Here is a 23,578-nt window from a genome sequence, read left to right as displayed (position 1 = left end):
TATGGTAGAACGCGGAATAGCGATTAGCCTGCCGTGGTTCGCTTTTGTCAACATCAGCTTTGCGCTGATGATCCTGTTTCGTAACGCCCTGTTTAATGATGCGGAGACCTTATATCAGGCTAAGAAAATCCTCCTTCACTCCATCGACGGCGCGGTGCTGGGGATAATACTTATTAGCGCCATTCTGATTTTCTCGCCACGCCGAAAATCGTGGCTTTATCAGGGATTGCTGGTATTACTGAGCCTGCTCTGGTCCTGGTGCAGCTACTATTTTATCGACCAGTGGAAATTACCGATTGCCTATCCGCTGTGTTCCGTTTTGCTGCTCAGCGCCGTCGCCGCGCTCTATTTCCACACCCCTTCGTTACTCTCCTACGTGATACCGCTGTGGATTACGGTGCCGGTGGCCAGTGTCGTGCTTAACCACGGGGTCAACCCGCATTTTGCGGTCATTTGGGTTATCTTTACGCTGATTTTGCTCGGCGGGCGCGTCATTCTACTGCGTTGGTTTGATGAAGCCTGGTATCAGAATCAGCACAACAACGTGCTGATTTCTCGCCTGGACGCCCTTGCGCACCGAGACGCGTTGACCGGGGCGGCGAACCGACGCGCGCTGGAGGATATTTTACAGAGCGCCAGCGCCAATGACAGCGCGTTCGCCCTGCTCATGCTCGATGTTGATTTCTTTAAACGCTACAACGATACCTACGGACACCCAAAAGGCGACGCCTGCCTGGCGCAGGTGGCGCACGTGTTGATGCAGTCGGTGCGTAGCCCGGAAGATGTGGTTGCGCGTTACGGCGGCGAAGAGTTCGCGGTGGTGTTGTTTGGCGCATCGCTGCCGCAGGCAGAACAGGTGGCCGCCAGAATCAAAGCCGGTCTGGAGACGGCGGCGATCCCCCACTCTGCGTCGACGGCAAGTGACAACGTCACGGTAAGTCAGGGTATCGCCTGTTCAGCGAAAGGAAAAACGGCTGAACAGACGGTTGCAGAGGCCGACGCCGCGCTGTATAGGGCAAAACAGGCCGGGCGGAATCGCTGGTCGCGCTAGCCGGTTACATGCTGTAGCCCGGTTTTTTAATCAGTGAATCCATCTGGGGGGCGATCTCCGCATCCCAGACCATTTTCCAGTCGTCTGGCTCGATTTCGTTTAACGCCACGCTCACTGAGCGCTCTTTACTTTGCAGGTGGCGAACGATAACGGCGGTAATCTCGGTGGCCAGCGCCGTTTTCTGTTCTTCATTCAAATCGCGGGGAAAACATTTAATATCAACGTGCGGCATAGCAGGCTCCTTATTGTCGTGTGCGTTTAAAACTAGCATACCTGCGAGCAGATTAAATAATTTCATTGTTTTTCAGCACCGTTCGCAGCCGTGGGATCTGGCATACCGCATCGGCAACCGCACTGATGTTCGGCGTATGTTCCTGAAACCAGTCATGGCCCGGTCCCCAACTGCGCATCACGCACAGATAGCAATCCAGCAACGTGAGCTGTTCGCCAAAGGCGTACGGTTCGGCAATGAGCCGATCGTTTAGCCAAAGATAGAGCGACTTGCGATAGTCAATGCACGACTTTTTCAGCTGCAGCGGCGCATCGGCGGTCCAGCGCTCAGGATAGTCAGCATAGGTAAAGGTGGGATACACGTTCGCCACCAGCCAGATAAGCAAGCGCTGGAACTGTTGACGCTCCGGCTGATGAACGGCAGGCGCAAGGCCGGGACGACGGTCGAGGATCATCAGCGCAATGGCGGCGGTTTCCGTCATGATCTCGCCATTTTCCAGTACCAGCGTCGGCACCTGACATAGCGGATTGCGTATTTTTAATAAATCGCGTTGTGGTCCCTCGGCATCAAAACCGGTGACATCCACAAATTTATACGGGATCTCCGCCAGTGTCAGCATGACCTCACTGATTGCCGATCCCCAACCGGGTACACCATAAACAGTCATCATACCGCCTCCACAGTGCGTAAAACGCTAAGTGTAGAACAGCCGGGTCCGTTGCAGGAGACGGGCCGGGGCTACGGGCGAAAACCATCGTCATTTTTTCAATACCCCCACTCGCTGAATCGAGGCCATCCACTGTCTTTTCTGACTTCATGAATTTTAATGCATTGGTTTTGCGTCAAAAAAAATTAGCAGGTAGGATGCTGCGCCACTCATTTTTATCCCTACCCAGAATAACGGGAAAAGGTCGGTGACATGCAGCGAAGCAATCGTTTGGGTAGTCAGCGAACGGGCAAACTGCATTCCTTCGGACAGACAGGCTAACAGGTAACGTAATGCAAATAGACAACGCAAGCTCACTGGAGCAACACGCTGCGAAACGACGCTGGTTGAATACCCACGAGGAGGGGTATCACAAGGCGATGGGGAACCGCCAGGTTCAAATGATCGCCATTGGCGGCGCCATTGGCACCGGACTCTTTTTGGGTGCTGGCGCGCGCTTACAGATGGCTGGCCCTGCGCTGGCCCTGGTGTATTTGGTGTGCGGCATTTTCTCATTTTTTATTCTTCGTGCATTAGGCGAACTGGTGCTCCATCGCCCAACCAGCGGGAGCTTTGTGTCATATGCCCGTGAGTTTTTGGGTGAAAAAGCCGCCTATGTCGCAGGCTGGATGTACTTTATCAACTGGGCGATGACCGGGATCGTCGACATCACCGCCGTGGCGCTGTACATGCATTACTGGGGCGCGTTCGGTGATGTACCACAATGGGTCTTCGCTCTCGGCGCGCTGGCGATTGTCGGCACCATGAACATGATCGGCGTTAAGTGGTTTGCCGAGATGGAGTTCTGGTTTGCGCTGGTAAAAGTGCTGGCGATTGTGGTTTTTCTGGTGGTCGGCACGGTCTTTTTAGGCTCAGGTCAACCGCTGGATGGCAATACCACCGGGTTTCATTTGATCACCGATAACGGTGGATTCTTCCCACATGGACTGCTGCCCGCACTGGTGCTGGTGCAAGGCGTAGTGTTTGCCTTTGCCTCCGTTGAGATGGTCGGGACTGCGGCCGGGGAATGCAAAGATCCGCAAACCATGGTGCCAAAGGCTATCAACAGTGTTATCTGGCGAATTGGTCTGTTCTACGTCGGTTCGGTGGTACTGCTGGTGCTGTTGCTGCCGTGGAATGCTTATCAGGCGGGACAGAGTCCGTTCGTGACCTTTTTCTCCAAACTGGGCGTGCCTTATGTAGGCAGCATCATGAACATCGTGGTATTGACCGCCGCGCTCTCCAGTCTCAACTCGGGTCTGTATTGCACCGGGCGTATTTTGCGCTCAATGTCGATGGGCGGTTCTGCGCCTAAATTTATGGCGAAAATGAGCCGCCAGCAGGTGCCATATGCCGGTATTCTGGCAACGCTGTTCGTCTACATTTTCGGCGTATTGCTCAACTATCTGGTTCCTTCTCAGGTCTTTGAGATCGTACTGAACTTTGCATCGTTGGGTATTATTGCATCGTGGGGATTCATCGTTGTCTGCCAGATGCGTTTGCGTAAGGCGATTAAAGAAGGCAAAGCGGCAGATGTTAGTTTCAAAATGCCGGGCGCGCCTTTCACCTCCTGGCTCACGCTGCTGTTCCTGCTCAGTGTGCTGGTGCTGATGGCGTTTGACTATCCTAACGGCACCTGGACCATCGCTTCCCTGCCGTTGATTGCGATTTTGCTGGTTGCCGGTTGGTTTGGCGTACGTAAACGCGTTGCGGAAATTCACCGTCATGCGCCGGGCACGTCACAGGAAAGTACTGCGGATCAGCGATAAGTTCTGCTGGATGCCCGGTGGCGTGACGTTTACCGGGCATTGGCGAAAGGCCGGAAAGCCCGTTCCGGCTTCCCCCCATTAATTCGCTTCGATCAATTCAGCGACGTCACTGCTGTTAATTTCTCGCTTATTGCCGTCCTGATCGGTGTAACTGGTCATTCCCGTCTCTTTATCCAGCTTTGGCTTGCCCTGGATAACAATGGTTTTTCCCTGTTTTGTCGTCATGACGTAATCGGTGGTGCAACCGGAGAGAGTGAAAAGCATAACGCCCGCACAAAGACACATAAGTGGCTTTTTCATAATGTTCCTGTAGTTATCAATCATTCAAACGTGGCGGTAGTGTAATTCCCTGATGTTGAACTGGCTATTTGCGGGGTGTAACGAGGCATGTCGAAACGTGGGCGGAAAGACAGGAGAGGATTTCCCTCTCCTGTTGAGGATTACAGCGCGATACGAATCACATCATCTGGCTGGGTGGCTTCCTGCTCGCGCGTTGATTTTTGTTTGACGCTCACGTACAGGGTTTTTCCATCCGCCGACAGCGCGAGGCTGTTCGGGAAGGTCGGCGTGTCAAATGTCTTCACGACGTTGTAGCGCTTTGCGTCAATCACGCTGACTTTACCGGCCTGGCGATGGGTGACGTAGGCTTCGTTACGTGCAGGGTTGAACAGCACCGCCAGCGATTCCGGTGCCGCCACGTTGGCCAGCACTTTGCCGTCACGCGTATCAATCACTACGACTTCCGCCGCTTTGGCATCGGTGATAAACGCGCGGTGTCCGGCAGTGTCCAGACTCAGGTTCATAAAGAAGTGCTCTTTACCGTCATCCAGCAATTTCTTGCGACTCAGAATTTTATTCTCAGCGGTATCAATGGTGATGAATTCACCCTCGGCGTTAGTGGTATACAAACGCCCGGCTTTACTGTCGATAGCCAGACCGGTGCTCATCTTACCGGTATTCTGGATCGTGGTTTTCAGTTTGATGGTTTCACCATCAACCACCCAGATAACGCTCTCTTTACCGATGCCGCTGATGTAAACCGTATTGGTTGCATCATCCGCCACCAGTTGGCGAGGTTGCAACGGACGCACCTCTTCTGAACGCTGGCGGGGATCGAGGACCAGACGCCCTTTGACATCCCCCGTTTTAGCGTCAATTGCCGTCAGCGCGCTGTTTACCGTATTGCCGAACCACAGCGTCTGGGTTGCATTGTTAAGGGTTACGCCAAACGGTTTGAGATCGTTGTGAATCGCCTGAGTCACTTCCAGAGTGACCGGATCAAGGCGATACACGATACCGCCTTTGTCTAATTTTCGGCTCTGCGAAGTGGCCAGCCACAACGCATTTTCCTGCTGGCTATAGGCCATTTCATATGCGCCCTTACCCACGGCTTTACGCAGCATTTCATCCGCAGCCTGCGTGCTGAATGATGACGCAACAAGCAGTGAACCTAACAATAATGAACCCCGCAGGCGCGGCGAAAACAGATGACGTAAATGCATGACGACTCCCTTTGATAAATATCTGTATAACTGCTTCACACGGCTTCAACGAGCAACATCATGGTGTCGCCTCTTTTGTTAATGCGAATAGTAATCATTATTTATCTATATGTGGAGCATTCTTTTCGCCTGGTACGCAATCTTCTTAATTTCTCCACGAAGACACGACAGGACGAGTGGTCATAAAGGGAATGGCGTTTTGAAGAGCACAGTATATTCATGCTTCAATAGCGGGGAGTCGCCCCGCTATATTCCGGCGAGATTAATGAAGATATTGCGTTCTAATGAGGGACACATTTTTAGCAATGATGTCATTCAGACACTGGCGGCACGCGTCTTTATCTCCTTGCGCCAGTGCGTCGAGCAACGCGCGGTAATACTCCACACGACTCTGATACCCGTCAGGCACCCCATTGGCATATAAAAAATGCAGGCTGGGGCCCATTCGTACCCACAGTTGTTCAATCATTTGGTAGAGCGTAGGCATATTGGCATAACGGTAAATCTCAAACCGAAACGCGTGATTTGCCAGGAGTCGCTCCTGTATCGTGCCACTTTCGTGCGCCTGTTGATACTGTTCCAGTAGCGCGTTGAGCGTCTGCAAACGCTCGGCAGAAATCGCCTCTGCGGCCGCCGCTACCGCCATACCTTCAAGTTCAGTACGAACGTGGTTGATCTCTTCCCATCCCGCCAGTGAAAGATCTGGCACCATAAACGCCTGCGCCGGGGCAACAGACAATGCGCTCGCGGAGACCAACCGCAGTAATGCTTCACGAACTGGCGTAATGCTGATCCCCAGATCGTGGGCAATATTTTTCGTTATCAGTCTCGCGCCGGGTTTTAATGCACCTATTGTCAACTGGTGTTTCAAACCGTTTTCAACCTGCGTCGTCAGGCTGATATGTGATGTTTTTTCCAAACCGGGCATTTTACATCCTTCAGTTATTCATCGAGCGATATCTCAATTAAATCCTTTTAAAAAGAAAGGGATTTAATTGTAGAAAAGTAAACCTGGTCAGGAATGAAAAAAATAAAAATTAATCGTGATAGTTTACCCGCGTGATATTTCGCTTATTAACGTTTAGTGACGCTTTTTGCGGTGCTTTAATTAAAGCCGGAAATGAAAAATTTGCCCATTTTTTATGGCGGCATTATTACTTTACACTGAGTGATTCCATTGCTGTACCGCTTTGCGGCCATTTTTCCCACTATTCCGGGTCAATAAAAACAGCGCAAAAAAACCGGGATCACTCTCTGATCCCGGTTTATGGATGACTAAAAAATTAATCGATTGATTAAAAAGACTTTATAGTACCTGTCAGAAACTGTACTTCACGCCGATCATCGCTGAGGTATCACTGTAGCCTTTATCACCGATCTGCACGCCGACGTTACCCCACAGATTCAGGTGCGGATTCAGTTGCCCCTCTACGCCGGTTTTCAGTTCCCCGACATCCTGCGAACCGTCCTGGCTTGCACGCATGCCGTCCATCCGGACGCCAAACGTCTCGCTGTTGTGGATCCAGTTGGCTTCCACAAACGGCTGGAAGGTCCGGTTTTTACCGTCGTCGATTTTACTGTGGCCTTTCAGGAACGTACGCATTCCCAGACGGGTCTGCACGTTATTCTCCCCTTCACCGCTGACGCGGGTGCCATTGCTTTCACGGTGATCGTCCGCCGAAACGCCCATCCAGATGACCTGCGCCTGCGGCTGGATATACCATTCATTCAGTGAGCCCTGACTGCCTGTAAACTCGCCCAGTTTGTGCGTGTAACCCGCTTCAAGCGATGCAGTAAGCCCGCGCGATTTGTAGGACTCATTCTGAATATCCTGACCTTTGACGTCATTATCAAACCAGCCATACTGTGCCCAGCTGTCCAGATACATGCCCTGTCTGGTTTCGTCATTCTGATACCAGGTGGCGTAAAGTCCGGCGCTGTAACCGCTGACGGTGCCTTCTGAGCGATAACCAGTGATATTCGAATGGCTGTTGCTGCTGTTACGACCGTAACCGGCCATCACGCCGAGATGCCAGCGTTGCAGCGCATCCGGGCTCCACTGCGCAATATCGCCGCCCAGTTGCACCACATAACGGTTGCTCTGGGTGCTGATTTGCCCGCTGCTGTCTTTAAAGCGGTTATGTCCGCCGACCTGACGCAGCCACATGCTGGTGACTTTCTTCTCGCCAGTGAGCGCGTCGGTATACTGTGGCTCTCCCAGACGATCGTGCAGACGGGTGTTAAACAGAGTATTGGCGGCCATCAGGTTTGCGGTATAGCTGGCCGATTCCGGACGCACAACCGGGATGCCCGGAGCATCCGGTGTTTTTGGCGCGACAGGCTTATCTGGCGTACCCGGTTTTTTATCTTTATCAGACGTATCGGGGTTTGTTGGCTCTTCAGGCGTATCCGGCTTTTTCGGCGGCGTCGGTGGTGTCGCATATTGATTAGTCAGATACCAGTCAGCGCCTTTTTTCTCCAGACTGTATTCATGAATCCCGCCGACAATACGTTCATATTTGGTAAAGACGCCGTCAGACTCGCCTTTCACCTCAACAACGCGGATCCCGTTAAGGGTGTAAGCGCCATGACCACCGGCATTGATCACTTTTAGATAGGTATTACCGGAGGTATTGCCGTTGACCACGATGTTGTCGGTCACGGAGGCATCATCACCCAGCACGGTATTCAGCACGACTGTGCCGTTCTGCCCATTCCAGTTATTGGCGGTCAGGGTACGCCCGGAGCCCATGGGCAGCGAAGACGGCGCAACAAATTGGACCGTTCCCGCGAGATTCATCTCATCCACCCGTGAATCTGCCGTCATGTTCCAGGTGCTGTTTTTGTCGATGTTGATGTCAGTCGGGTCAATCCAGCCGGTTAAGGTCGCGCCATTACGCAGTGACAACGCGGTGTTGTCCTGGCCAATGATATTGCTGACCAGTTGCGCCCCGCTATTACTGCCATCCAGTACCAGTTCGCCGCCGTCAATGTGCGTGTCGCCAGTCCACAGAGTGTGACCTGACAGCGTCAACGAACCATCACCGGTTTTGCTCAGGTTGCCCGCCGATGCGCCGTCGACGATATCCCCAGCGAAGGTGGTGTTATCAATTGTCGTCGCGTTGTTCACGGTCAGCGTCGCTCCTTCCAGACGCACTTCTCCGCCGGTGCCACCCAGTCGGTTTACCTGCTGGTTATTCACGTTAAGATCGAACACGCCGCCGTTAATATTCACCTCATTGCTGCTGGCAATGCTGTCAACCACGTCCGTGCGTAGCGTACCGTTGTTGAGGGTGGTTTTGCCGGTGTAAGTGTTGACGGCATTCAATACCGTTTCCCCGGTTCCCTGCTGGGTCAGGGAACCCGTGCCGGAGACAACACCTGAAAGGGAGGTCTCACCAGGATTGTTGATAACAAATTCACTGTTGTTGAGCACGTTACCCGTGAGCGAGCCTGCCGTTGTTCCATTACCCAGTTGCAGCGTTCCACCGCTGATAGTGGTGCCGCCCGCATAGGTATTGGCGCCCGTCAACACGGTCGTGCCGCTGAGATTGGTCAGGGAACCCAGCCCTGAAACGACAGGCGAAAACAGGTAATTCCCGGAGGTATCGGTGTGATTAAAGACTAACTGGCTACCGGCCGCATGCAGTCTGACTGCCGGTGCTTCTAATATGCCAGGTGCCGCTGCTACAGAGTCTGGCTTTGCGCCGATCACCAACATGCTGGAATCATTATTCACATTGACGCCACCGCCAGCCACCATTTTGCCGTGATCTTCAAGCACCAGAGAGCCAGTACTCGACGCCATTCCTTGCTTTGGTGTAAACCCGATACTCAGTATGCGATTTGTTCCGATGTCCCATGTTGACTCCGCGCCCTTAATCGTCGCCGTCCCCGTAGCACCCGATTCAGTGGCAATACCCCCTCCCAGTGAATTCACGGTGCCGCCGTCGGTAATATTCAATATACCGTCGCCGTGGCGTCCAACATTTAATTGACCATCGGTAATCGTAAAGCGAGAGCCTTCGCCACTGACGTTGACCACACCACGCGTTCCCGCGCTATCCGCAACGTAAGAAACAGAATTGCTGGTGACGTTACCGCCATCAGTAATATTTAACGTGGCGCTACCGCGGGTTCCTACCGTAATTCCGGATGAATTTTCCGCCGTCGCAAATAATTCTGAGTCCGCGCCATCAACGGTAACAACACCAGTGCTATTTTCATTTTGGCCGATATTGATAAACTTGGTGTAGGCTTTGCCACCGTTTTTAATCTCCAGCGTACCGTTGCCTCCACCACCAACCGCGGTGTTTCCGTTACCTGAAGGAACATTTTCGGTGGTGACGCTATCAAACCATGTTCCGCCATCAACTGTGAGCGTCCCGATGTCGTTTTTGCCATAGCCCATGACAGATCCGCTATCCGGACCAGGAATTTGTCCTGATACCACCGTCTCCCCACGGGAAATAAGCAGCGAGCCCGTACCACCTTCACCGATATATAATGCAGGCGGTGATACAGGAAGATCTCCTGCTTTTTTCGAACCATTAAATGAAAGTGCGTCAGCATGCGCTGTTGTGCAAATTGACGCCAAAATAATTAAACCCACACCATTCAGAGGGATTATTTTATAAATATTATTGCCGTTGGAACTCAATATATAATTCTCCATGTTTCATTATTTTTTGGTTGCCAATTCCATTGGGGCAGCCAGGAATAAAATTTAACATAGGGTTACATATTATTTCAAATTTGTGACGGCGACCGCACAAATAATGGTCGTATTTAGTATAAATATTGACTTTGCTAGTAATTATTATTTTTTTCAGATAATATATAAAAAGGATTTAATTACCCCCCGCACTGGCAAAAACATTACGTCATATATGTGTTCTTCTTTTAAAGATGTATTTCATTTCAATCTTCACAGAAGAGTGAATGAGTTCACGCAGCGTTGGATTTAATAATAAAAAAACTGCTCTGAAAGAGCAGTGAATATCAACAGCGTTTGCGGCTTAATTGCCGGTGGGATTTAAACGCACGACCAGATACACGCAGGAGGACGATGTTTCGTTGATAAAGCGGCAGTCATTGGGCGGTCCGAGCTCGAGACAGTCTCCTGCCTTCATTTCATGCCGGGTATCCCCTTCAACAAACACCAGTTCTCCCTGCTGTAACCAGATGAGCTGACGGGCCAGCGCGTAGGACGACGCCGGCATCGGGACATCGCTACCGGGCGGAAGCTCAATCTGCACCAAATCAATGGGCAGGTCGCTGCGCGGCGAGACATGGCGACGCAGATAGTGCGTTTGCGGATCGTGCCAGACCGGTTGATCGGCAAAGCGCAACAGCTTACCTTCTTGCATCTCGGCGCGGGCGATAAGCGTCGACATGCTAATGCCAAACGCGCCCGAAAGTCTGCCGAGAAGCGTTGCCGTTGGGCTGCTCTCCCCCCGTTCAATCTTATGGATCATCGCCCGTGAGACGCCCGCCCGTTCAGCGAGCTCCGTCAACGACCAGCCCCGCGACTCGCGTTCAATACGAATTCTGACACTGATTCGTTGATTTATATTGTCTTCAATAGTATTCATATCGTAATACTATAGTGAACACCCCCTGAGGTTCAACATGCCCATTCGATTTGCCAGCAAAGAAGACTGTGCCGCCATCGCAGAAATCTACAACCATGCTGTTTTACACACCGCCGCTATCTGGAATGATCAAACCGTCGATGTCGACAACCGCATCGCCTGGTTCGAAGCGCGTCAGTTGCTGGGCTATCCGGTGCTGGTCAGCGAAGAGAATGACACGGTGACCGGCTATGCCTCCTTTGGCGACTGGCGAAACTTTGAGGGTTTTCGCCATACCGTTGAACACTCGGTCTACGTTCACCCGGAACATCAGGGTAAAGGGCTGGGGCGCGCACTGCTCAACAGACTGATTGAGGAGGCGCGTGGGTGCGGTAAACACGTGATGGTCGCCGGGATTGAATCGCAAAACCATGCCTCGCTGCATCTGCATGAAACGCTGGGGTTTAAAACGACCGCGCAAATGCCGCAGGTTGGGACGAAATTTGGCCGTTGGCTGGATCTGACCTTTATGCAATTGCAACTGGATGATCGTGTCGATCCGGACGGGCGCAGATGAACCAGACGCTGACCGTTGCGTTCCTGATTGCCGCAGGCATTGGGCTGGTCGTACAAAACACCCTGATGGTGCGTATTACCCAAACGTCATCGACGATCCTTATCGCGATGCTGCTCAACTCGCTGGTGGGAATTATTCTGTTTGTCAGCATCTTAGGGTTCAAACAGGGGGCGGCAGGATTTGGCGAGCTTATCTCCAGCGTGCGCTGGTGGACGCTGATCCCCGGACTGCTGGGGTCGTTTTTTGTCTTCGCCAGTATCAGCGGTTATCAATATGTCGGCGCGGCGACCACCATTGCGGTACTGGTCGCCAGTCAATTGATCGGTGGTTTAGTGCTGGATATCGTGCGCAGTCACGGCGTGCCGCTACGGGCGCTGGCAGGTCCCGTGTGCGGGGCGGTTATGCTGGTTGTCGGCGCCTGGCTGGTCGCCAGACGCACGTTTTAGTCTCGCGACGAGAATGTTCAGAGGATCGTGCCGCCTTTGGTGAGTTGATCGCGGCGCGTTTCCATCTCTTCTTTGTGCTGGCGTCCATGATGCGCAATAGCGGTACGCAAACGTTGCTGCTGGGTAAAACGATCTTCCCGACTCAGTTCGCCATCATCGCTTAAAACAACCAGCAGTTCATTCATATGGCTTATCACGCCCTCGTGAATGGCGGCATCGACACGTAAACTGACTTCATCCAGATGCGACATACTTTCTCCTTAACGCATTAATTTGCTTCAACGATCAGAGTATTATATTCCCGTCTTTTTCGCAGAGAAATTCATCCCCGACGTTGCGTCATTTCACTTAAGTCTTTTTGTTAACGTCAAGATTTTTCCTTGTCCTCTATGCCTGGAAAATTCACCCCTTTTTGCCTCTCTTCTGCCGTTTGTCTCTCGCGGCTCCCCGTAAAGTAGATGCGTGAAGAAGTCTAAGGGACAATAACGTGGCAAAAACTCTCTTGCGTAGCGGCAATCTGGATGACTATCAGGCCGTGGGCGGCGGCGGTCAGGCCGTTTTTGATTCAGCATTGCAAATTCGTGAAACGCTGCGCCTGCGTAAACAGCAGGCCATGGCGGAATGTCTGGCGATACCGCAACTCAACGATACCGGCGAGCGCGTTGACTGGTATTCCCCTGTCGAAGGAGAGGCTATCGCGTGGAAATCCGCTGATGAGGAGTCGCGTTTACGGGCGCTGCGCGTACTGACAGGCATGGTAGAAACGGCCGCGGCACTGAGTCGAAAAAGCCTGCAATCCGCAAAAACTTCCGTACAACTGTTTGGATCATTGCTGGAGAAAGCCCTTCAGTTCCCTGGCGAAAATCATGTTTTTCTGGTGAACGGAAGACCGGTTATCACCTTCTGGGGCTTCGTGAATCTTAATGAAAATACCCGTGAAGAGGTCCTTGATTGCCTGCGAACCGTTGATGCGCCCCCCATGCTTTATGTGGAACCCGAGCCGCAAGATGAACCAGAACCCGTACCCGAGCTAACACTTTCCCAGGCAGATGAACCGTTGCTCATTCCTGTCATCAAACCACTTCCGGAGCCTGAACCGATAGCAGCGGCTGTGCTGAATATTCCTGAGCCGCAAACGCCAGCGCCGTCAGTGAAACCCGCTCGCCGTCTACCGGTGTGGTGTTTACCGCTTGCGGCGGCGCTTATTGTGGGTATCGCAGCGCCATTGCTGTGGAAGCCATCCACGGATGTCACTGAAATCCCCGCGCCCGTGACGCTGGCGGCATCAGAGATGAAACCGTTGCCGCAGACCATCGCCCCGCTGCCGCTACATCAGGCGGAAGTGATCCCGGCACCTCAAACAGAGAAAAAACCGGATCAACCGATAGTGATAGCCGCCATCCCGAAAGATGCGCTGGTGATGGATGCCAATCAGATGAAAGCCGGGACCACGCGTTTTTTAAACGGTAACTGGCGCGTGATGCTCGATGTGAAGGACCCCATCACCGGGAAAGCGCCCTCTCTGCGCTATCAATTGCAAAACAACAAGGGCACCGCTCGCGTGGTGCATGGCGACAGTATCGTCTGCCGGGCAGAGGTGTTCTCTGGTCTGCATCAGACGGGGGAATTGATGATCAAGAGTCGCGGCAATGCGCGTTGCACTGACGGTTCACGCTATCCCATGCCGGAAATTACCTGCAAAGCGGGCGCGAATGACGTCGCGATTTGCACGGCGCGTTACGATGCTCACGCGGCGCTTCCGTTGACGTTCAAAAAGATAGGTGCCTGATTTTATGCTGGTAACTTTGTGTGATTTCAAACAAAGCGTCACGCTCATCGCCAACAGCGGTGTGCAGTTTCTGGATTTTGGGCTGACGCCGCAGGAGTCCGCGCAGTTGGGGCGGTTTGTGCGCAAAACCGCTAATGGCCCTTTGCTGCGTCTGGATTTCGATCTCAGCAGCGGTCGCTATACGTTACCGGGGCGAACCGGTGGACAACCCGAAGTCGTCAAGCCGGAAAGTACCCACACGCTGCATCATTCGCTGGAGGTGCTTGACGGCGTCTGGCTGCCGCTGCCGTTTTTACGCTTTAATCCGCCACGCACTTTCGTGGAAGGCCCGGATAACTGGGCGCGGGTCCAGGTGCGTAAACTGGCAGAGCCAGACGCTGCGGGCAATACCCATCGCATTACCCTGGCGTTAGACAGCCAGCTGGCGCAGACTGTCTCGGCTTCGCTTGCGCCAAATGAGAACGATCTGCTCAACGGTACGCGTTTTGCGCTCGCCTGGCGCGATGACGAAGTGGCTGAGTTTCTTGATCAGACCTGGGTTGACGGCTGGCTGCGGGAATCCTTTCTCCATTATCTTACGCAGGATAACGCTCACTCAGAGCAGGACGTTCAACTGGCGCTACGCAACTTTGAGTATCAGGCGCACTGGCTGAATTTGCTGACGCTGCTGGGCGCACAACTTGCGGTGCCGGAAGTGAAACTGGTTACCCATACGCTCAGCACGCCCGCGATCCCTGTCGATTTGATTCTGGATGTCGGAAATACGCATACCTGCGGCGTACTGATTGAAGATCACGGCGATGCCAACGACGGGCTGCGCCAGACGGCGGAATTGCAGGTTCGTTCGTTAAGCGAGCCACAATTCCTCAACGATCCCCTTTTCACCAGTCGCCTTGAGTTCTCCGAAGCACGCTTTGGCAAGCAGCACTTTTCCGTAGAAAGCGGTCGTGACGATGCCTTTGTCTGGCCTTCGATTGTGCGAGTAGGAGATGAAGCCAGAAAACTGGCCATGCAGCGTTTAGGCACCGAAGGCAACAGCGGGATCTCCAGCCCACGTCGCTATCTGTGGGATGAAACGCCGGTGTTGCAGGACTGGCGTTTTAGCCAGATGAACAGCAAAACCCAGCGCGAGCCGCTGGCCACGGCGTTTCCGTTAATGAACCTGATGAATGACGACGGACAGCCGCTGTTCAGCCTGCCCCAGGATGACCGATTGCCGGTCTTCTCTCCACAATACAGCCGCAGCACGCTGATGACCCACATGTTGTGTGAAATTCTGGCGCAGGCGCTGGGGCAAATGAACAGCGTGGCGACCCGGCTGCGTCTGGGGTTCCCAACCTCGCCCCGTCAGCTACGCTCCCTGATTTTGACGCTGCCGTCTGCAATGCCAAAACAAGAGCGCGAAATTTTCCGCCAACGCATGTTCGAAGCCGTCGCGCTGGTATGGAAGGCGATGGGCTGGCATCCACAAGATGAAGATTTCGCCACCCGCAAACAGCAGGAAAAGAGCGTTATCCCGGTGCCCACCATCCAGATGGAATGGGATGAAGCCAGTTGCGGGCAGCTCGTCTGGCTGTATAACGAAGCGATTTCGCACTACGCCGGTCGCACGGAATCCTTCTTTAATGCGCTCTCCCGCCCGGATCGCCTGCCCGAACCCGGTGAAGTGAAAGGCCGGGCGCTACGCGTTGCCTCTATCGACATTGGCGGCGGCACCACCGATATGGCGGTGGTTCATTACCAACTTGATGACGGTGTCGGCGCCAACGTCAAAATCACGCCGCATTTATTGTTTCGTGAAGGGTTTAAAGTCGCCGGTGACGACCTGCTGCTGGATGTTATTCAGCGTTGCGTCCTGCCTGCGTTGCAAACCCGTTTGCAACAGGCGGGAGTGAGCGATGCCGCCGCCCTGCTGGCGACCTTATTTGGCGACTCGGGGCGCGTGGATACCCAGGCGATTTTGCGCCAACAGACGGCGTTACAGCTGTTTATGCCGCTGGGTCACGCGGTGCTGAGCGCCTGGGAACAGAGCGATGTTAATGATCCGCTGGCCGGATTACATGCCTCGTTTGGCGAACTGTTGTCTCATCGCCCTACGCGCAACGTGATGAACTATATCCAGCAGGCAGTCGATCATGCGTTGCCGCCTGGCGCTGGGGCGTTTGATCTGCTGAGTGTCCCGCTCCAGGTGCAGTTCAGCGCATTGCAGGAGGCGCTGCTGGCGGGCCAGTTCACACTGACCTCCCCGCTTCATGCCGTCTGTGAAGCCATTTCTCACTATTGCTGCGACGTGTTGCTGGTCACTGGACGTCCTGCCTGTTTGCCGGGCGTACAGGCGTTGATCCGCCATTTGCAGCCGGTGCCGGTCAACCGAATCGTCTGGATGGACAACTACCGCGTGCATGAATGGTATCCGTTTAGCCAGCAAGGCCGTATTGGCAATCCGAAATCGACCGCTGCCGTCGGCGCGATGCTGTGCAGTCTGGCGCTGGACTTACGCCTGCCGCGCTTTAACTTTAAAGCGGCGGATATTGGCGCTTACTCCACGGTGCGCTATCTCGGGGTACTGGATAACACGGTGAACACGCTGCGCGATGAGAATGTCTGGTATCACAACGTCGATCTCGACAAACCCGGCATGAAGCTGGACACCCGTCTGCACTTCCCTTTACGCGGTAACGTCACCCTCGGTTTTCGCCAACTGGCGAACAGTCGCTGGCCGGCAACGCCGTTGTATACCCTGAGCATCAACTCCGCCGAACTGGCGAAAACCATTGCCGGAGACGGCGTCTTAAATGTGCGGTTACAGCTACGCGCCACACATAAAGAAACCGGGCCGGAATCTTTCGAACTCAGCGATGCCTGGCTACAGGATGGCACGCCGGTCGCCGCCAATGCCCTGACCCTCAAATTAAATACGCTGGCAGACCGCCGACACAGCGGCAGCCACTACTGGATCGACAGCGGGAGTGTGTACCTGAAATGAGTAAGCCGTTAAATACCACACAGGCCATCATTGACTGGGTTAATCACACTCGTCAGCAGGCAACACGACTGGATGATGAAGCCGATGCCCTGCTGGCGCGACTCTCCCTTGCCGCCATGAAAGAGTCGGCTCTGCACCAGGCGCTGACCACCAGAGGCTGCGTGGGGCTGTATGGGCATTCACAATCCGCCAAAGCGCATCTGCTCAGCGCGCTCTGCAGAGGCGGTAACAGTCAACTGAATATCGTTACGCCAGAACGCAGTTTTGACTATTTTTCTCATATTAATCCGGGGCATGCGCCAACGAATATGGCGCTGCGTTTTACCCGGGACACCCTCTCAACAGACAGTGATTGGCCGCTGCGTTTGCGGCTAATCAACGAAGCCGAACTGGTACAGATTTTTATCGCCCAGGCCTGCGCGCAACCCGCCCATCGAGGGGTTGAAAGGTCGATCATCGAATCACGATTAGAAAAGTGGCAGGCGCTGCGCCAGCATCAACCCGTACCCGGCGTGACGGCGGAAGACGTCGCGACCATTGCCCATTTCTGGCGAACGTGCGTGCCCTCAGGCCAACAACAAATTGATGATGCGCTCTGGCACCAGTTTGCCACCCTCTTGCCTGCTGTCGACCTCACCACCCGGGCAAACGTGTGGGCGTTATTGTGGGGAGAACAACCGGAACTGACCCGCCAATGGTTGGATCTGGCGCATACGTTGCAGCAAACCGGTCATGCTGAAGAGCTGGCGGCACCCCTGAGTTTACTGGTCGATAATTTTGGTTTACCGACGGAAAACTTTCTCACCCAGGGCGCGCAGAACAACGGGGAGACACAGAGCGACGTGGTGGTTCATCCGGTGGTAGACGGGCAACCACAAAATGCGATCAGCCTGTCTCTGGACGCCCTGGCGCTATTGACCCGTGAAGTGGTGCTGACCGTTGAAGATGCGGTGCTGGATAACGTTGATCTGCTGGAGATCCCACTGGCGCCCGACGGCATGCTTTCCCCGTTGTGGCGGGCCAAACTGGAGTGGATGCTGGAGAGTTATCGTCAGCGTTTACAACCCGACGTGTTGGTTATCTGCAACGCCCTTTCCTCCCGTGTGCAAACCCCGATGGTCGCCCGCAAGCTAACAGGCTGGGTGTATGACACTCAACCGTTGCACGACGCCACCATGCCAGGGGTGGTGTGGGCCATTACACCACAGGATGCCCGCTTTGCGACGCAACAAAATCTCGATGAAGCCGTGCAGCAGTTAATGGGCAAGCCCGGTTTACACTGGGGAACACTGCAGGCTCTGGATAAACACAGTTTACAACGCCTGGTGGAGTGGCTCTCGCAGGCGACTTCGCCGATCCAGCGCCAGGCGCGGCTGACCTCATTGAACAGGCAACATCATCAACAGCTCCGCGACCTTATGCTCCCGGACGCAGGCGAGCCAATAGCCACCGAGACGGTTATTCGCCAGTTACAGGCGCAGGCTGCCCGTCATGGCGAACTGCTCGACGGACTGTTACCGCCGATTCACCGTTTTGAGTCATTGTTGCAGACGCAACAACCGCGTGAAGAGCAGGTGAGCGGATTGTTCAGTGAAGAGATCGACCTGTTCGCCGATATGCACGACGTGCCGCGTACAGCGGAACACAAAGAAACCGGCGACCTGGCGCATCGAATGTGGGTTAACCATGTGCGTCAGTGGTGTCGTAACGAGGATAATGCGCGTCGATTAGGTCTGGCGCCACAAACGCTCCGACACACCGTGGATATTCTGGTAACGGCAAGCTATCGGCTCAACCTGCCACAGCATTTACAGCAGATGATGCAACGTGAAGAGGTGTGTGGCGCGCAGTTGCACGCCGGAATTGGCAATTTTATCGCCTGGCTCGGCTATGCGGAAGTTGCAGAAGCCGCGCGTCCGGTCAGCCGAATCCGCAAAGGCAGCACGATTTTTAGCGCGACGGTACAACCGCCGATGTCCCGCTTGACACAACTGGACGAGCAGCCCGTGCACGCCGCCAGTCGCTATGTCTATGACTGGTTGGTGGCACTTTACACACGCGCTATTGAAAACAAAGGATACCTGCATCGACGGGATGTCACAGACGCAGACAAAAAACGGTTGCGCGATCTCCTTGCCCCCACCCGATGACGAGGCTTCGGCCTCTTATCAGGCTGTGTCAGAACAGGGAAAACATCAACGCCACCGGAAAACTCATCGGCCAGGTGGCACCAACAAGCACGGCGCTCAGCAAGCGGATCCGTTTTTTATCGTGGGAGAGAAACCAGGTGATCAAACAGGTGATTGACGCCATGACGGCGTAAACAATTAACATCTTTTGGTAGACAGACATGTCAGGCATCCAGGCCAGAATTAAAAACGCGCACAATATGCTCTTTTTTTTGATCTGCATCAAGCTTTATTGCCCTGCAACAGCAATTTTACAGAAATCCAACACAGCTCTCTAATGTCCAGAATAAGTACTATTGCGAATAGTTTGAAGCCGTACTATACACATAAGGGCAATGTAAAAAGGTGGCAAAAATGAATGTTTCCAGTAAAACCGTAGTGCTGATTAATGTCTTTGCTGCTGTGGGGCTCTTTGGTCTTATCTCTTTGAGATTTGGCTGGTTTTCGTAATTTAATACCGCGCTTGCAATGTAGAGTGGCAGAGAGAATGTCTCCTCTCTGCCCTTTGACTTACGATGTTCTTGTGGCTGAGACGCCCGGTTAATGTTTAACCATAACGTGGCGGACAACGGTGTAATCTTCTAACCCATACAGTGACATATCCTTACCGTATCCCGACAGTTTTTGCCCACCGTGCGGCATTTCACTCACCAGCATGAAATGGGTATTCACCCAGGTACATCCATACTGCAATCTGGCGCTCAGACGATGCGCACGACCGACGTCCCGTGTCCACACCGATGACGCCAGCCCGTACTGCGTGTCGTTCGCCCACGCCAGCACCTGATCTTCATCGTCAAAGACGGTGATGCTCACCACAGGACCGAACACTTCACGCTGCACAATGGCATCGTCTTGTTTGGCGCCTGCCAGCAGTGTCGGCGCAAAATAGTACCCCGCCCCGTCCACCTTTTTACCGCCAGTAACGACCTTGATATGACCGAGCGCTTTCGCCTCTTCCACGGCTCTGCTTACCCGCTCAAGATGGGCCAGCGAACTTAACGGTCCCAGCTCTGTGGTCTCATCTTCCGGCGCGCCGGTCTTCAGGCTGGCGACCGCCGCACCGAGTTTCTCAACCAGCGCGTCGTAGACCCCTTTTTGAGCATAAATCCGGCAGGCCGCGGTACAGTCTTGCCCGGCATTGTAGAATCCAAAGGTGCGTACGCCCTCAACCACCGCATCCAGGTCTGCATCGTCGAAGACAATCACCGGCGCTTTACCGCCCAGTTCCATATGTGTACGTTTAATCGACGGCGCAGTATGACTGATGATGTGTTCGCCCGTCGCGATGGAGCCGGTCAGGGAAACCATGCGCACTTTTTCATGACCCGTTAGCGGATCGCCCACCGTTTTCCCGCGACCAAACAGCACGTTAATCACGCCCGCAGGGAAAATGTCCTTCGCAAATTCGGCCAGTTTCAGCGCGGTGAGCGGTGTGATTTCAGAGGGTTTAATCACCACACAGTTCCCTGCCGCCAGCGCAGGCGCCAGTTTCCACGCCGCCATCATCAGTGGGTAGTTCCACGGGGCGATGGAGGCGACAACGCCGACCGGATCCCGGCGGATCATTGAGGTGTGTCCTTCCAGATACTCACCGGCGGCCAGACCGTTCAGGCAACGCGCCGCTCCCGCAAAAAAGCGAAACACGTCGACAATCGCCGGGCTCTCGTCGTTCAGTACGCAGTGCAGCGGTTTGCCACAGTTTTGTGACTCCAGCGCCGCAAAGACCCCGGCGTTGGCTTCGATCGTATCGGCCAGTTTAAGCAGCAGATCGGCACGGAACTTCGGCGTGGTTTGCCCCCATTCGACAAAAGCGCGATCGGCCGCCCGCACGGCGGCATCGACCTGCGCGGGAGAGGCTTCCGCAATCTCCAGTATCACCTCGCCAGTGGCGGGGTTATAAACGGGTTGCTTTTCACCTTCACCGCTGACCAGCGCACCGTTAATCAGTAATTGATGTTGCATAGCATTTTCCCATATTGTCGTTTATTTACCGTTTTCGGCGAGCGAGTCGCCTTCACGTGTTAGCCACCAGGCACCTAAGATTGGAATTGTTGTCACCAACATCACCAGCAATGCCACAACGTTGGTCACCGGGACATCGCGCGGTCGGCCCAGTTGATTGAGCAACCACAGCGGCAGCGTCCGTTCATGTCCGGCCGTGAATGTGGTTACGATGATTTCATCGAAGGAGAGCGCAAACGCCAGCATGCCGCCCGCCAACAGCGCCGACCCTAAATTGGGCAGCACCACGTAGCGGAAGGTTTGCCAACCATTCGCCCCCAGATCCATTGACGCTTCCACCAGACTCCAGGAGGTGCGTCTGAAACGGGCGATCACGTTGTTAAAAACCACCACCACGCAAAACGTTGCATGCCCCACCACAATGGTGAAAAAACCCGGCTCCAGATTGAGGGTTTTAAAGGCGGTCAGTAAGGCCAAACCGGTGATGATCCCCGGCAGCGCAATCGGCAACAGCAGCAGCAACGAAATCGCATTCTTGCCAAAGAAGTCACGACGCCACAGCGCGGCCGCCGCCAGCGTTCCCAGCACCAGCGCGATCCCGGTGGATAGCGCAGCGATTTTAAGTGACAACGTCACCGACTCAAGGATATCGTTACGTTGCGCGGCGACGCTAAACCAACGCAGCGTCAGCCCCTGAGGCGGAAAGCTAAACGCCGCATCCTCGTTGTTAAACGCATAGGTGGCGATGATCAGTATCGGGAAATGGAGAAAAATCACCCCGCCCCAGGCCGCCAGTTTGAGGAGAAATGGTGCGCGTTCAGAGTGCATCGAACGCTCCCAGACTTTTCACGAACGCCAGATACAGTGCGATCAAAACCATCGGCACCAGTGTGAATGCCGCCGCCATCGGCATATTGCCGATCGCCCCTTGTTGCGAATAGACCATGTTGCCGATGAAATACCCCGGCGGCCCAACCAGTTGTGGCACGATAAAATCACCCAGGGTCAGTGAAAAGGTAAAGATAGACCCTGCCGCGACGCCCGGAATAGCCAGCGGGAGCACCACGTAGCGGAAGGTTTGTCCTGGACGAGCGCCCAAATCGGCTGACGCCTGTAGCAATGAAGGCGGCAAGCGTTCCAGCGCGGCCTGAACGGGGAGGATCATGAACGGCAACCAGATATAGACAAACACCAGAAAACGGCCAAAGCCGGAGGTCGATAGCGTGTTGCCGCCCACCGCTGGCAGCGTCAGAAACGACATCAGCAAAGGTTCCAGCCCCATATGGGTCAGGAACCACTGCGCCACACCGTCTTTTGCCAGCAGCAATGTCCAGGCATACGCTTTGACAATGTAGCTGGCCCACATCGGCAGCATGACCGCGATGTAGAAAAAGGCTTTCATCTTGCCGCGCGTGTAACGCGCCATAAACCAGGCCATCGGGAACGCCAGAATCGCACTGGCGATGGTTACCGCCACCGCCATTGTCAGCGTTCGCAAAATGATGTCGTAGTTGGCGGGATTAAACAGCGCCTGCAGGTTGGCCAGCGTCAGGTCAGGCGTCACTGACATGGTAAAATCGTCAAAGGTATAGAACCCTTGCCACAACAACGTCAGCAATGACCCCAAATAGACGATGCCAAACCACATCAAGGGTCCCAACAGCAGCAGAAACAGCCCAAGCCCTGGGTTGCGCCAGAAAAATCCGGAGATTTTACTCAGGCGGTTTGATGGGGAGGGCGAATGTAATACGCTCATTGCCATTTACCTCTCCTCAATCAACGGCACCATGACGTTCCGTGACCATGACGCCATCACGTTTTGTCCTGGTGACAGCGCGGAAGGCAGACTTTCCCCCGTCAGATTGGCCTGACTGACCAACAGCTTTTCGCCGCCGCTCAGTTTCAGCTCAAAGCGGGTCGCCGCCCCCTGATACTGCACCGCCTGAATCACCCCCACCGTCTGCACTTCACCCGGCACGTTTAACCGAATATGCTCAGGGCGCAGCGAGTACGTTCCGGTAAGACCGCACACGCGGGAGGCCATCGCCGCATCAAACACGTTTGAGGTGCCGACAAACCCTGCCACAAAGGGCGTACGCGGTCGCATATAAAGTTCATGGGGAGAATCAACCTGCTCGATACGGCCATTGTTGAATACCGCCACGCGATCCGACATCGACAGCGCCTCGCCCTGATCGTGCGTGACGAAGATGAAAGTAATGCCGAGCGACTGCTGCAGTTTTTTCAACTCCAGTTGCATCTGTTCGCGCAATTTGAGATCGAGTGCGCCCAGCGGTTCATCCAACAGAAGCACCCGCGGCTCGTTGACCAGCGCCCTGGCAATCGCCACACGCTGGCGTTGACCACCGGAAAGCTGTGACGGTTTACGTCCCTGAACAAAACCGAGGGCGACTTTTTCCAGTGCTTCCTGGGCCTGCGCATAACGCTGTTTTTTCGCAACGCCTTTGACCATCAGACCATACGCGACGTTGTCGAGAATCGACATATGCGGGAACAGCGCGTAATCCTGGAAGACGGTGTTAACGTCCCGCTCCCAGGGCGGCAGTTCGCTGGCATGCTGACCAAAAATTTTAATTTCACCGCCGGAGAGCTGCTCAAACCCCGCAATCAAGCGTAAGCAGGTTGTTTTGCCGGAGCCGGAAGGCCCCAGCATAGAAAAAAACTCACCGTCATTAATCGCAATACTGACACCATCCACCGCCCGTACGTCACCGTACAGGCGTGAGACGTTCTCAAATTCCACTGCGTACGTCATAAATCACCCCAGAGGAA

21 protein-coding genes are annotated in these 23,578 nt (G+C 54.2%); 8 read left to right on the top strand and 13 right to left on the bottom strand.

Annotation, left to right across the window (positions count from 1 at the left end; translation table 11 throughout):
• Nucleotide 1: 1 nt before the first annotated feature.
• Nucleotides 2-1,051, top strand: a complete 1,050-nt coding sequence (locus CJP72_RS15575; RefSeq protein ID WP_162382288.1) for a GGDEF domain-containing protein — start codon at nt 2-4, stop codon at nt 1,049-1,051.
• A gap of 4 nt (nt 1,052-1,055) precedes the next feature.
• On the opposite strand, the gene pptA is transcribed toward CJP72_RS15575, so the two are convergent.
• On the bottom strand, nt 1,056-1,283 hold the full coding sequence (gene pptA / locus CJP72_RS15570; protein WP_162382260.1) for a tautomerase PptA: 228 nt from the start codon (nt 1,281-1,283) through the stop codon (nt 1,056-1,058).
• Nucleotides 1,284-1,335: 52 nt separating this feature from the next.
• Nucleotides 1,336-1,953 (bottom strand): glutathione S-transferase family protein, encoded by a 618-nt coding sequence (locus CJP72_RS15565; RefSeq protein ID WP_162382259.1) that lies wholly within the window; start codon nt 1,951-1,953, stop codon nt 1,336-1,338.
• Between the two features lie 329 nt (nt 1,954-2,282).
• Here CJP72_RS15565 and ansP point away from each other — a divergent pair, with 329 nt between their 5' ends.
• Nucleotides 2,283-3,758 carry an L-asparagine permease gene (gene ansP, locus CJP72_RS15560; protein WP_162382258.1) on the top strand — a complete coding sequence of 492 codons (1,476 nt, stop codon included), beginning with the start codon at nt 2,283-2,285 and terminating at the stop codon, nt 3,756-3,758.
• Between the two features lie 78 nt (nt 3,759-3,836).
• On the opposite strand, the gene CJP72_RS15555 is transcribed toward ansP, so the two are convergent.
• The 5 genes from CJP72_RS15555 to CJP72_RS15535 form a co-directional block, all read right to left on the bottom strand.
• Nucleotides 3,837-4,058, bottom strand: a complete 222-nt coding sequence (locus CJP72_RS15555) for a YgdI/YgdR family lipoprotein (protein WP_162382257.1) — start codon at nt 4,056-4,058, stop codon at nt 3,837-3,839.
• A 140-nt stretch (nt 4,059-4,198) separates the two neighbouring features.
• On the bottom strand, nt 4,199-5,260 hold the full coding sequence (gene yncE, locus CJP72_RS15550) for a 7-bladed beta-propeller protein YncE (protein ID WP_162382256.1): 1,062 nt from the start codon (nt 5,258-5,260) through the stop codon (nt 4,199-4,201).
• 262 nt (nt 5,261-5,522) lie between these two features.
• Nucleotides 5,523-6,188 carry a GntR family transcriptional regulator gene (locus CJP72_RS15545; RefSeq protein ID WP_162382255.1) on the bottom strand — a complete coding sequence of 222 codons (666 nt, stop codon included), beginning with the start codon at nt 6,186-6,188 and terminating at the stop codon, nt 5,523-5,525.
• Nucleotides 6,189-6,578: 390 nt separating this feature from the next.
• Nucleotides 6,579-9,671 carry an autotransporter outer membrane beta-barrel domain-containing protein gene (locus tag CJP72_RS15540; protein WP_162382254.1) on the bottom strand — a complete coding sequence of 1,031 codons (3,093 nt, stop codon included), beginning with the start codon at nt 9,669-9,671 and terminating at the stop codon, nt 6,579-6,581.
• A gap of 607 nt (nt 9,672-10,278) precedes the next feature.
• Entirely contained in the window at nt 10,279-10,854 is a 576-nt protein-coding gene (locus CJP72_RS15535; RefSeq protein ID WP_162382253.1) for a helix-turn-helix domain-containing protein, read from the bottom strand.
• Nucleotides 10,855-10,891: 37 nt separating this feature from the next.
• Here CJP72_RS15535 and CJP72_RS15530 point away from each other — a divergent pair, with 37 nt between their 5' ends.
• Both CJP72_RS15530 and CJP72_RS15525 read left to right on the top strand, forming a co-directional pair.
• Nucleotides 10,892-11,410 carry a GNAT family N-acetyltransferase gene (locus CJP72_RS15530; protein ID WP_162382252.1) on the top strand — a complete coding sequence of 173 codons (519 nt, stop codon included), beginning with the start codon at nt 10,892-10,894 and terminating at the stop codon, nt 11,408-11,410.
• The gene (locus CJP72_RS15525) at nt 11,407-11,856 is read left to right on the top strand and encodes a DMT family transporter (protein ID WP_162382251.1); all 450 of its coding nucleotides are present in this window, start codon (nt 11,407-11,409) and stop codon (nt 11,854-11,856) included. Before CJP72_RS15530 ends, CJP72_RS15525 begins: the two co-directional genes overlap by 4 nt.
• Nucleotides 11,857-11,873: 17 nt before the next feature.
• Here CJP72_RS15525 and CJP72_RS15520 read toward each other — a convergent pair whose 3' ends face one another.
• Nucleotides 11,874-12,107 (bottom strand): YdcY family protein, encoded by a 234-nt coding sequence (locus tag CJP72_RS15520; protein ID WP_162382250.1) that lies wholly within the window; start codon nt 12,105-12,107, stop codon nt 11,874-11,876.
• A gap of 236 nt (nt 12,108-12,343) precedes the next feature.
• On the opposite strand from CJP72_RS15520, the gene CJP72_RS15515 reads away from it, so the two are divergent.
• Genes CJP72_RS15515 through CJP72_RS15505 form a run of 3 tightly spaced genes read left to right on the top strand, consistent with a single transcriptional unit; the run spans nt 12,344 to nt 18,781 of the window.
• The gene (locus CJP72_RS15515) at nt 12,344-13,645 is read left to right on the top strand and encodes an SrfA family protein (RefSeq protein ID WP_162382249.1); all 1,302 of its coding nucleotides are present in this window, start codon (nt 12,344-12,346) and stop codon (nt 13,643-13,645) included.
• 4 nt (nt 13,646-13,649) lie between these two features.
• On the top strand, nt 13,650-16,631 hold the full coding sequence (locus CJP72_RS15510; RefSeq protein ID WP_162382248.1) for a virulence factor SrfB: 2,982 nt from the start codon (nt 13,650-13,652) through the stop codon (nt 16,629-16,631).
• Nucleotides 16,628-18,781 (top strand): virulence factor SrfC family protein, encoded by a 2,154-nt coding sequence (locus CJP72_RS15505; RefSeq protein WP_162382247.1) that lies wholly within the window; start codon nt 16,628-16,630, stop codon nt 18,779-18,781. The genes CJP72_RS15510 and CJP72_RS15505 overlap by 4 nt, the downstream gene beginning before the upstream one ends.
• 28 nt (nt 18,782-18,809) lie before the next feature.
• Here CJP72_RS15505 and CJP72_RS15500 read toward each other — a convergent pair whose 3' ends face one another.
• Nucleotides 18,810-18,983: a GhoT/OrtT family toxin gene (locus CJP72_RS15500; protein ID WP_162382246.1), complete on the bottom strand. Its 174-nt coding sequence runs from the start codon at nt 18,981-18,983 to the stop codon at nt 18,810-18,812.
• A 191-nt stretch (nt 18,984-19,174) separates the two neighbouring features.
• Between CJP72_RS15500 and yncL the strand changes: the two genes are divergently transcribed.
• A complete protein-coding gene (gene yncL / locus CJP72_RS15495) occupies nt 19,175-19,270 on the top strand; it encodes a stress response membrane protein YncL (protein WP_162382245.1) in 96 nt (31 codons plus the stop codon).
• Nucleotides 19,271-19,360: 90 nt separating this feature from the next.
• On the opposite strand, the gene patD is transcribed toward yncL, so the two are convergent.
• From patD to CJP72_RS15475, 4 genes are read right to left on the bottom strand one after another with little or no spacing between them, the layout of a single operon-like run.
• Nucleotides 19,361-20,785, bottom strand: coding sequence for an aminobutyraldehyde dehydrogenase (patD, locus tag CJP72_RS15490; RefSeq protein WP_162382244.1), 1,425 nt, complete (start codon nt 20,783-20,785; stop codon nt 19,361-19,363).
• A gap of 21 nt (nt 20,786-20,806) precedes the next feature.
• On the bottom strand, nt 20,807-21,613 hold the full coding sequence (locus CJP72_RS15485) for an ABC transporter permease (RefSeq protein WP_162382243.1): 807 nt from the start codon (nt 21,611-21,613) through the stop codon (nt 20,807-20,809).
• Nucleotides 21,603-22,547: an ABC transporter permease gene (locus tag CJP72_RS15480; RefSeq protein WP_162382242.1), complete on the bottom strand. Its 945-nt coding sequence runs from the start codon at nt 22,545-22,547 to the stop codon at nt 21,603-21,605. Before CJP72_RS15480 ends, CJP72_RS15485 begins: the two co-directional genes overlap by 11 nt.
• Nucleotides 22,548-23,561 carry an ABC transporter ATP-binding protein gene (locus CJP72_RS15475; protein ID WP_162382241.1) on the bottom strand — a complete coding sequence of 338 codons (1,014 nt, stop codon included), beginning with the start codon at nt 23,559-23,561 and terminating at the stop codon, nt 22,548-22,550.
• Nucleotides 23,562-23,578: the final 17 nt, after the last annotated feature.

It is taken from the genome of Citrobacter sp. NCU1, assembly GCF_010231475.1.
Classification (GTDB): domain Bacteria; phylum Pseudomonadota; class Gammaproteobacteria; order Enterobacterales; family Enterobacteriaceae; genus Citrobacter_D.
The sequence above is the reverse complement of the archived record's forward strand: the minus strand, read 5'-3'. Positions and strand labels throughout refer to the sequence as shown.

Bases quoted from the DNA above. Each gene is read 5' to 3' on its own strand.
- CJP72_RS15575 (WP_162382288.1), top strand. From the start codon at position 2: ATGGTAGAACGCGGAATAGCGATTAGCCTGCCGTGGTTCGCTTTTGTC.
- pptA (WP_162382260.1), bottom strand. From the start codon at position 1,283: ATGCCGCACGTTGATATTAAATGTTTTCCCCGCGATTTGAATGAAGAA.
- CJP72_RS15565 (WP_162382259.1), bottom strand. From the start codon at position 1,953: ATGATGACTGTTTATGGTGTACCCGGTTGGGGATCGGCAATCAGTGAG.
- ansP (WP_162382258.1), top strand. From the start codon at position 2,283: ATGCAAATAGACAACGCAAGCTCACTGGAGCAACACGCTGCGAAACGA.
- CJP72_RS15555 (WP_162382257.1), bottom strand. From the start codon at position 4,058: ATGAAAAAGCCACTTATGTGTCTTTGTGCGGGCGTTATGCTTTTCACT.
- yncE (WP_162382256.1), bottom strand. From the start codon at position 5,260: ATGCATTTACGTCATCTGTTTTCGCCGCGCCTGCGGGGTTCATTATTG.
- CJP72_RS15545 (WP_162382255.1), bottom strand. From the start codon at position 6,188: ATGCCCGGTTTGGAAAAAACATCACATATCAGCCTGACGACGCAGGTT.
- CJP72_RS15540 (WP_162382254.1), bottom strand. From the start codon at position 9,671: ATGGGCTATGGCAAAAACGACATCGGGACGCTCACAGTTGATGGCGGA.
- CJP72_RS15535 (WP_162382253.1), bottom strand. From the start codon at position 10,854: ATGAATACTATTGAAGACAATATAAATCAACGAATCAGTGTCAGAATT.
- CJP72_RS15530 (WP_162382252.1), top strand. From the start codon at position 10,892: ATGCCCATTCGATTTGCCAGCAAAGAAGACTGTGCCGCCATCGCAGAA.
- CJP72_RS15525 (WP_162382251.1), top strand. From the start codon at position 11,407: ATGAACCAGACGCTGACCGTTGCGTTCCTGATTGCCGCAGGCATTGGG.
- CJP72_RS15520 (WP_162382250.1), bottom strand. From the start codon at position 12,107: ATGTCGCATCTGGATGAAGTCAGTTTACGTGTCGATGCCGCCATTCAC.
- CJP72_RS15510 (WP_162382248.1), top strand. From the start codon at position 13,650: ATGCTGGTAACTTTGTGTGATTTCAAACAAAGCGTCACGCTCATCGCC.
- CJP72_RS15505 (WP_162382247.1), top strand. From the start codon at position 16,628: ATGAGTAAGCCGTTAAATACCACACAGGCCATCATTGACTGGGTTAAT.
- CJP72_RS15500 (WP_162382246.1), bottom strand. From the start codon at position 18,983: ATGTCTGTCTACCAAAAGATGTTAATTGTTTACGCCGTCATGGCGTCA.
- yncL (WP_162382245.1), top strand. From the start codon at position 19,175: ATGAATGTTTCCAGTAAAACCGTAGTGCTGATTAATGTCTTTGCTGCT.
- patD (WP_162382244.1), bottom strand. From the start codon at position 20,785: ATGCAACATCAATTACTGATTAACGGTGCGCTGGTCAGCGGTGAAGGT.
- CJP72_RS15485 (WP_162382243.1), bottom strand. From the start codon at position 21,613: ATGCACTCTGAACGCGCACCATTTCTCCTCAAACTGGCGGCCTGGGGC.
- CJP72_RS15480 (WP_162382242.1), bottom strand. From the start codon at position 22,547: ATGGCAATGAGCGTATTACATTCGCCCTCCCCATCAAACCGCCTGAGT.
- CJP72_RS15475 (WP_162382241.1), bottom strand. From the start codon at position 23,561: ATGACGTACGCAGTGGAATTTGAGAACGTCTCACGCCTGTACGGTGAC.